The organism is Gluconobacter sp., from assembly GCF_047723935.1.
GTDB lineage: Bacteria > Pseudomonadota > Alphaproteobacteria > Acetobacterales > Acetobacteraceae > Gluconobacter.
In genome coordinates, this window is record NZ_JBDOBO010000004.1 from 112489 (window position 1) to 121238 (window position 8750).

Here is an 8750-nt window from a genome sequence, read left to right on the forward strand (position 1 = left end):
CTTGCCGGTCACCTCAACTCAAAACGGTACGAGCTTCCCATCCCGTAACGTCACCGTCCGGTCCATACGGGCCGCAAGTTCCTGATTATGCGTTGCAATCAGTGCTGCAACGCCTTCCTCACGAACGGCACGCAATAGCTCATCAAAAACGTGATCAGACGTCCCAACATCCAGATTACCGGTTGGCTCATCCGCAAGGAGAAGTTTTGGCCTGTTGGCTAACGCCCGCGCGATAGCAGTCCGCTGCTGCTCACCGCCAGACAGACGGCCGGGCAGAGAATTCAGGCGATGAGACAATCCAAAACGTCCCAATAGATCTTCGGCACGCGCCTTTGCCACCTTTGCGGACACACCCGCAACCAACTGGGGCAACATGACATTCTCGCGTGCCGTGAACTCACCTAACAAATGGTGAAACTGATACACAAACCCGATTTGATCACGTCGGACAGCAGTGCGAACGCTATCACTCAGTCCACTTACGGCGTTGCAACTGATATAAACTGTACCTTCGGTGGGAGCTTCCAACAGCCCGGCGAGATGCAAGAGCGTAGATTTTCCGGTCCCGCTCGGCGCCACAAGGGCGACAATTTCACCGGGGTAAAGCGTAAACTCGGCATTCGATAGAATTTCGAGCGTTTCTTCGCCTGACCGAAAACGACGCGTCAGATTCTCCAGCTTTAATGCTGGCACCTGTGCCTCACTCATGACGCAACGCCTCAATTGGATCAGTTCGCGCCGCTCTCCAGGATGGATACAGCGTTGCGAGAAGAGAAAGCACCAGAGACATGGCAATCACTTCTCCAACCTGCGACCAGACCAGCTTCGCCGGAAGACGCTCGAGAAAGTAAACTTCCGGGTTGAACAGGTTGGTTCCGGTAAGAGACTGGAGCCACTGCCGGATACGTTCGATATTCAGGGCGAACGCAATACCAAGGGCAGAACCAGCAGCCGTCCCGACAATCCCGACAAAAGCACCATTCATGAGGAATATCCGCATGATTGCGCCACGGCTCGCACCAAGCGTTCGTAAAACCGCGATATCACGTGTCTTGTCCTTCACCATCATGATTAAGGACGAGATAACGTTGAAAGCAGCCACCAGAATAATGAGCGTCAGAATGAGGAACATGACGTTCTGCTCAACCGTCACAGCATCAAGGAAGCCGTTCGCGCTCTGCGTCCAGTCCAGAACCCGAAGACGCGGGTCATCAAGGCGTTGCGCGATGGCCTGACGTGTGGGCTGAATGTTCGAAGGGTCGTTGGTTGAGACCTGGATCAGGGAGACGGCGCTCCCGAGCATCAGAAACTTCTGTGCGGCAGGGAGCGGCACCAAAACGATGTTCGAGTTGTAATCGTTCCAGTTGGCATCGAAGATGGCGGCCACATGGTACGTCTTCACGCGCGGCATCGTGCCAAACGGTGTGGCCTGGCCGTCCGGAGACAACAGGGTGATCGGAGAACCGACCGTCAGACCAGCGCGATCGGCCATGGTCGTCCCGATGGCAACAGCATCGTCGCCGGTAAAACGATCAATCGAACCGGCAATAATCCCGTTACTTAGAGCACGCCAATCACGAAGATCCTGCTGGGCGACACCCTGAACCTCTGCACCCGTCGAGTATCGTCCGGCTTCCACGAGCACAGTCCCCTGCGCCATGGGAATGACAGATTTCACTCCAGAAACAGAGCGGATAGCCTCAACGTCGTTCTGATAGGCTTCAATAGGGCGACCGTAGCCAAACACAGTGAGATCACCGTGAAGGCCAAGGATACGCCCCATGAGATCGGCCTTAAACCCGTTCATCACCGACATGACGATGATGAGCGTGGCCACTCCAAGCGCAATTCCGACCAGTGAGAAAACTGCAATGATCGAGGCGAAGCGTTCGCCACGGCGGGCACGCAGATAGCGCCCCGCCACCATACGCTCGAAGCGGCCGAACATCAGGCTGCTCCGATCTTGGCCAGCGCTTCAGCCACCGGCAGTTCGAACCGGTCACCGTCTGCACGGCGCTTCAGTTCAACCTTGCCTTCCTTGGCACCGCGCGGACCAACGATGATCTGCCAGGGATGGCCCATCAGGTCGGCATCATTGAACTTCACGCCTGCACGCTCGGAGCGGTCATCGTACATGAAGTTCTCTGGATCGGCCCCGTAGATCTCTTCGCAGATTGCATCGCAGGCTTCGTCGCCTGGACGCAGGTTCAGGATCGCGGCCTTATATGGAGCAACAGAAGCTGGCCAGATGATGCCCGCATCGTCGTGAGACGCTTCGATGACCGCACCCACCAGACGGGAGACACCGACGCCATAAGACCCCATGTGAGGCGAGAATTTCGTCCCGTCGGCACCGCTGACTTCGATACCCATGGATTCCGTGTACTTGGTGCCGAAGTAGAAGATGTGGCCGACTTCGATGCCACGCCCTTCCCGCTTCCGGTCATCCGGCACTTCCGCCCAGGCAGCCTCGTTGTGCTTCTCATCAGTTGCGGCATAGTGATCCGTCACGGAAGAGAAAAATGCGGCGAGATCTTCCTCGTTATCACAGTCAACCGGCCGTCCCAGCCAATCCTGTTCTTCAAGGGCAGCGTCAAAGAATACGCCACTTTCACCAGTTGGTGCGAGAACCAGGAACTCATGGCTGAGATCACCACCGATCGGGCCGGTATCAGCAACCATTGGCACAGCGCGAACACCGAGACGCTGGAAGATCCTCAGATAAGACAGCATCATGCGGCGATAGCTGTTAACCGCGCCCTGATAGTCTGCATCGAAGGAATAAGCGTCCTTCATGAGGAACTCGCGACCGCGCATCACACCGAAGCGGGGACGTACCTCATCACGGAACTTCCACTGAATATGATACAGCGCTTTGGGAAGCTGCTTATAGGAACTCACGGACGATCCGAAGATATCCGTGATCATTTCCTCGTTCGTCGGTCCGTAAAGCAGCTCACGACCATGACGGTCCTGAATGCGCAGCATCTCCGGACCATAAGCGTCATAACGCCCTGAACGACGCCACAGATCAGCAGACTGAAGCGTCGGCATCAGGACTTCCTGTGCGCCAATCGTATCCTGCTCTTCGCGGATGATCTGCTCGATGTTCCGAAGAACACGCAGGCCCGCTGGCAGCCAGGCATAAATACCTGAGGAGGTCTGGCGAACCAGACCTGCACGTAGCATCAGGCGATGAGACGCAATTTGCGCCTCCGCCGGAACTTCCTTCAGCGTCGGCTGAAAGGCTTTACTCAGACGCATACTCTATTCTCTCAGACGCGCAGCAGATGAACATCAACAAGCGGACGCTTCTGGAGCTTACGCCCCAGGGCACGGCGCAGGGCCGTCTTGGCCGCATCACGGAATGCCGTGTCGTCCTTTCGCAGTTCATCAGGAATTTCGTCAATAGAATCAGCGAATTCTTCCTGAATGCGAATGCTTTCCGGATCTTCCGATTCCAGAAGACCTGGCGCGCTGATCTTTGGCTCACCGATCACATAGCCTTCGTCATCAACAGCGAAGCTCGCAAGAACCATGCCGTTGAAGAGCATCTTGCGACGTGCTGCCAGAACACCACCCGTCATGGGCAGAAGACGGCCGCCATCCAGCGCCAGGCGACCAGTCGGTGCCGTATCGACAACCTTCACTTCACCCGGCGACAGGTTCAGGATGTCGCCATCTTCCAGCAGGATCGGATCAGAACCCATTTCATGAGCCAGAGCCGCGTGCGCCGTCAGATGACGCCATTCGCCATGCGTCGGAATGCTGTATTTCGGACGAACAATGCCATACAGAACGCGAATATCATCGCCCGTTGCATGACCGGACGTGTGAACCTTCGCGTCCTTGTCCGTCAGAACAGTCACACCACGACGGGACAGGTTGTCCTGCACAGCCATGACAGCCTGCTCATTCCCCGGAATAACGCGGGAGCTGTAAATGACCGTGTCACCCTCACCCAGCGAAATGTTCGGATGAGTATCGGACGCGATACGGGACAGGGCAGAACGAGGCTCGCCTTGGCTTCCCGTGATGATCATCAGAAGGTTGTCATCATGGACGTCGCGTGCGTCCTGCTCCGTCAGGAACGGCGGCAGATCGCTGAAGTAACCGCACTCACGGGCAGCAGTTTCAAGATTACGCAGGGAACGGCCCACGATCATGACAGCACGACCAGCCGCCATGGCAGCCTTCGCAATGCTCTCAACGCGCGCCACGTTGCTGGCAAAGCACGTTACGGCCACACGCCCCTGAAGGCTTGTGATCAGATCCGTCAGGCCTTTGCGGACGTCCGCTTCGGACTCTGAACGGCCTTCCTTCATGACGTTGGTGCTATCACCCACCATCGCCAGAACGCCTTCGTCACCCAGACGACGGAACTCTTCCAGATCAGTAACCGGGCCAACAAGCGGATTTTCATCCAGCTTCCAGTCACCGGTATGAACGATCAGCCCATGGGGCGTCCGCAGAGCAACTGCCTGCGCTTCCGCGACAGAGTGCGTCACCGACACAAACTGAAGATCAAACGGGCCGACATGGAAGCGTGAGCCCGGCATCACCACATGAATTTTTACCTGATTAACCAGGTGCGCTTCATGCAGCTTGCGACGCAGTACTGCGGCAGCGAACGGCGTGGCATAAACCGGGCAGCGCAGATAAGGCCAGAGATGAGCTACTGCACCCAGATGATCTTCATGGGCATGTGTAATGACCAGCCCACACAGATCCTTTGCACGATCCGCGATAAACGTCGGGTCCGGCATCAGCACTTCAGCTTCAGGCGTGTCGTTACCTGAGAAGCCAATGCCGCAATCGATGGCGAGCCAGGTTTCCTTACTGTTTTTAGTGAGGCGGTAGAGATTAAAATTCATGCCGATCTCGCCCGTCCCGCCCAAAGGCAGGAAGGACAAACCGTCAGGTGTATCCGTCATAGTTATTCCTTACGTGTGTTACCATCATGAGCGATATTCATTGCCGAAAGCCTACATGCCTTCGGGGGAATTTGAGATCGGCAGGAGCGCATTGCGATCCGCCAAAAGACGGAGGCCATCCAAGGTCAGATCAGGGGCCATCACGTCAAACAGGTTGGTGCCCTCTGAAAACAGAGGCGCAAGACCGCCTGTTGCAACAATCTTGGGGCGTCCGCCCATTTCTTCGGAAATTCTTCCTACGATCCCTTCAACCAGGCCAACATAGCCCCAGAAGAGTCCGGAACGCATGGCAACGCTTGTGCTTCGGCCAATTGCGTTCAGAGGGCGCCCGATGCTCATCCGTGGCAATCGAGCGGCCGCTCTGTGCAAGGCATCGATGGAGAGATTGACGCCCGGAGCAATCGCTCCACCACAGTATTGACCATATTCATTCACGACATCAAACGTTGTTGCCGTGCCAAAATCAACAACAATGAGCGGGCCACCATAAAAGTGCTGGGCTGCCAGACCGTTCAATCGACGATCCGCACCAAGTTCTGCCGGATTATCAACTAGCGCTTCAATGCCCCAATCTAGGCCCGCATTGGCCACAAGTGGCTCCACATCGAGCCACTGGCGACAGAAACGCCGCAAATCATATAATGCTGCGGGAACAACAGTTCCGATAATCGCGCGCGTGACAGACGCAGGCGTCAGCCCGATACGATCAAAAAGGCCCAGTAACCAAACGGCATATTCATCTGCTGTACGGGAGTCGCTGGTGGACATGCGCCACTGACCGATCCACGACTGACCGTCGTGGACGGCAAACACAACGTTGGTGTTGCCAGCATCAATGACGAGAAGCACGTTCCGATCCGGTCCCTTTAACCCAGCAGGATATCACCTGTTACGACCGGTATGGTTTCACCACCCGGGAGAGCGAGAAGCAGTCGCCCCTGTTCATCCAACCCTGAAAATGAACCTGTTATATAAGTTTCACCACGCTGAACCGCAAGATGACGTCCAACCGGATGCGCTCTTTCGAGCCATGCGCGACGAATGACTTCAAAACCATGATCATTCCACGCGGCAATCCAGCGGTCCATTTCCGCCGTCAGCGCAGCGCCAAACTTGATGGGATCGACTGCAGGAGCGGCCTCGGAAAGGGCTGCCAACTGACGACCAGGGACGTCAGGCGCCTGCGCCAGGTTTGCACCAATACCGACAACAACCCACCTGTTAGACGCAATACCGCCAGCCTCAATCAGAACTCCCGCCATTTTGCGTTCATTCAGGAGTAAATCATTCGGCCATTTCAGAAAAAATTCTGCTTTTGAGGGGCAGAAACTCTGCGCTGTTTCGTAAAGCGCCAAAGCGGTCAGAAACGGGCACGCAGTCAAAAAAAATTCAGGATTTTGCGGTTTGAACAATAGAGAAATTGCCAGATTACCGCCGGGATCTACCCAACTGCGACCTCGGGTTCCACGCCCTGATGTTTGGAAAAGTGCCTGAACGGCGAGCCTCTCGGGGGCTCCAGCCTCGGCTTTCTCTTTGCAGAGATCGGAAGTCGATCCCAACGTCTCATAAACTTCGAAACGCCAGGCCATAGTCAAAAAACAGTCTTCATGTGGTGGGCGATGACAGGATTGAACTGCCGACCCTCTCGGTGTAAACGAGACGCTCTACCGCTGAGCTAATCGCCCTCTGAAAACACGTGGCCTATATACACGGTTCTGAGCACCCGTAAAGGCACTCAGAACCAAAAAAGCGAAATTATTCGCTTACGGCGTCCTTAAGACCTTTGCCCGGCTTGAAACGGACAGAGGTGGATGCCGGAATGTCGATCTCTTCGCCCGTACGCGGGTTACGGCCCTTGGCGGCCTTACGCGTGGCAGTCACGAAGCTGCCGAAACCGACGAGACGGACTTCCTGCTTCTTGGCAAGCGTCGCCTCGATCGTGCTGAACACCGCATCGACAACTTCGCTGGCCTTGGCCTTCGGAAGATCGGCAGCGTCTGCAACGGCGGCGATCAGTTCCTGCTTGTTGAGGGGCTTCTCCATGATGTGCCTTTCTGGTGTTAAGAGCACCTGAGCCAACCTCCGAAGAGTCTTGCGGCTCAGGCGCTTGTTCGATCTGCGGCCGCACTATGAAGCGCTTTTTGGCCGCGTCAACTGTTAGAATCGTATAAGAACCCAACCGTTAGTGCGGAAGTGCCCTTGGAGCCACTTTCTCAGCCGAAATTCCGCCTACAGGATCGACATTTTCATCCCATTCAATCGCCTCAGGCATACGCGTGAGAGCAATTTTCAGAACGTCGTCGACGTGACTGACTGGAATAATCTTGAGAGCATGGCGGACATTCTCCGGAACCTCGGCAAGATCCTTTTCATTATCCTTCGGGATCAGAACAGTTTTGATCCCTGCCCGAAGCGCGGCAAGCAGCTTTTCTTTCAAGCCACCAATTTCCAGCACACGACCACGCAGCGTAATTTCGCCCGTCATCGCCACATCTCTACGGATGGGAATCTGCGTCAGAATACTGACAAGAGATGTAGCAAGCGCGATACCTGCGGACGGACCGTCCTTTGGCGTAGCCCCTTCTGGAAGATGCACATGGATATCGCGCTTCTCGAAGAGAGGTGGCCGGATTCCGAAATCCTGAGCTCGTGATCGGACATAAGACAGGGCGGCCGAGATGCTCTCCTGCATCACTTCCCCCAGCTTGCCAGTCTGCTTCACCTGCCCCTTTCCAGGCACCATGACGCTCTCAATCGTCAAGATCTCGCCGCCGACCTGCGTCCAGGCAAGTCCGGTCACGACACCGACCATATCTTCCGTCTCGGTCTCACCATGACGGAAGCGGCGGACACCTGCGTATTTTTCCAGGTTGTCCGGCGTGATCTCAACATGCGTCACACCCGTCGTGATAATTTCCTTCACGGCCTTACGAGCCAACCGGGCAATCTCACGCTCGAGATTTCTGACGCCAGCCTCACGCGTGTAGGAGCGGATCAGTTCCATCAGCGTCTCATCGGAAACAGACCATTCATCCGGCTTGAGATTGTGGGCCTCACCCTGCTTTGACAGCAGATGACGCCGCGCGATCTGGACCTTCTCATCTTCCGTGTACCCGGAGAGATTGATGATCTCCATACGATCCAGCAGTGGCTGCGGCATATTCAGGCTGTTAGCCGTCGTCACGAACATGACATCCGAGAGATCGTAATCGACTTCCAGATAGTGATCGGCAAACGTTGAGTTCTGCTCCGGATCCAGAACCTCCAAAAGTGCAGACGAAGGATCGCCTCTCCAATCCGCGCCTAGCTTGTCGATCTCATCCAGCAGGAACAGCGGATTAGACGTTTTCGCTTTCTTCATGCCCTGAATAATTTTTCCAGGCATGGACCCGATATACGTCCGACGATGACCGCGAATTTCCGATTCGTCGCGCACACCACCCAGAGACATCCGAACGTACTGACGGCCCGTTGCCTTGGCGATTGACCGTGCGAGAGACGTTTTACCAACGCCCGGCGGCCCTACGAGGCACAGAATCGGTCCCTTGATCTTCTGGGAACGCGTCTGCACGGCAAGGTACTCAAGGATACGCTCCTTGACCTTCTCCAGACCATAATGTTCGGCTTCAAGCACACCTTCAGCGTGCGTGAACTCCTTGGTGATCTTGGAACGCTTTTTCCACGGAATACCCAACAGCCAGTCCAGATAATTCCGGACGACCGTGCTTTCTGCAGACATCGGGCTCATGCCACGGAGCTTTTTCAGCTCGGCATGGGCCTTTTCCTTGGCTTCACGGCTCAGGCGCGTCTTGTTGA

8 protein-coding genes and 1 tRNA gene are annotated in these 8750 nt (G+C 55.7%); all 9 read right to left on the reverse strand.

Annotation, left to right across the window (positions count from 1 at the left end):
* Positions 1-18: 18 nt before the first annotated feature.
* Positions 19-708 (reverse strand): ABC transporter ATP-binding protein, encoded by a 690-nt coding sequence (locus ABF979_RS04155; protein WP_415557976.1) that lies wholly within the window; start codon positions 706-708, stop codon positions 19-21.
* Positions 701-1948: a lipoprotein-releasing ABC transporter permease subunit gene (locus tag ABF979_RS04160; protein ID WP_202207343.1), complete on the reverse strand. Its 1248-nt coding sequence runs from the start codon at positions 1946-1948 to the stop codon at positions 701-703. Before ABF979_RS04160 ends, ABF979_RS04155 begins: the two co-directional genes overlap by 8 nt.
* A complete protein-coding gene (proS, locus tag ABF979_RS04165) occupies positions 1948-3264 on the reverse strand; it encodes a proline--tRNA ligase (RefSeq protein ID WP_415557978.1) in 1317 nt (438 codons plus the stop codon). Before proS ends, ABF979_RS04160 begins: the two co-directional genes overlap by 1 nt.
* An 11-nt stretch (positions 3265-3275) precedes the next feature.
* Complete coding sequence (locus tag ABF979_RS04170; RefSeq protein WP_064273152.1) at positions 3276-4934, reverse strand: ribonuclease J; 1659 nt, start codon at positions 4932-4934, stop codon at positions 3276-3278.
* A 51-nt stretch (positions 4935-4985) separates the two neighbouring features.
* Positions 4986-5783 (reverse strand): type III pantothenate kinase, encoded by a 798-nt coding sequence (locus tag ABF979_RS04175; protein ID WP_046901429.1) that lies wholly within the window; start codon positions 5781-5783, stop codon positions 4986-4988.
* Positions 5784-5800: 17 nt separating this feature from the next.
* Positions 5801-6523, reverse strand: a complete 723-nt coding sequence (locus ABF979_RS04180) for a biotin--[acetyl-CoA-carboxylase] ligase (RefSeq protein ID WP_415557980.1) — start codon at positions 6521-6523, stop codon at positions 5801-5803.
* Between the two features lie 21 nt (positions 6524-6544).
* Positions 6545-6619, reverse strand: a tRNA-Val gene (locus ABF979_RS04185).
* Positions 6620-6689: 70 nt separating this feature from the next.
* The gene (locus ABF979_RS04190; RefSeq protein ID WP_415557982.1) at positions 6690-6977 is read right to left on the reverse strand and encodes an HU family DNA-binding protein; all 288 of its coding nucleotides are present in this window, start codon (positions 6975-6977) and stop codon (positions 6690-6692) included.
* A gap of 139 nt (positions 6978-7116) precedes the next feature.
* Positions 7117-8750 (reverse strand): endopeptidase La (gene lon, locus ABF979_RS04195; RefSeq protein ID WP_415557984.1); only part of this gene is annotated, 1634 nt, incomplete at its 5' end.

Coding starts and splice junctions, on each gene's coding strand:
- proS (WP_415557978.1), bottom strand. CDS start 3,264: ATGCGTCTGAGTAAAGCCTTTCAGCCGACGCTGAAGGAAGTTCCGGCG.
- ABF979_RS04160 (WP_202207343.1), bottom strand. CDS start 1,948: ATGTTCGGCCGCTTCGAGCGTATGGTGGCGGGGCGCTATCTGCGTGCC.
- ABF979_RS04180 (WP_415557980.1), bottom strand. CDS start 6,523: ATGGCCTGGCGTTTCGAAGTTTATGAGACGTTGGGATCGACTTCCGAT.
- ABF979_RS04190 (WP_415557982.1), bottom strand. CDS start 6,977: ATGGAGAAGCCCCTCAACAAGCAGGAACTGATCGCCGCCGTTGCAGAC.
- ABF979_RS04155 (WP_415557976.1), bottom strand. CDS start 708: ATGAGTGAGGCACAGGTGCCAGCATTAAAGCTGGAGAATCTGACGCGT.
- ABF979_RS04170 (WP_064273152.1), bottom strand. CDS start 4,934: ATGACGGATACACCTGACGGTTTGTCCTTCCTGCCTTTGGGCGGGACG.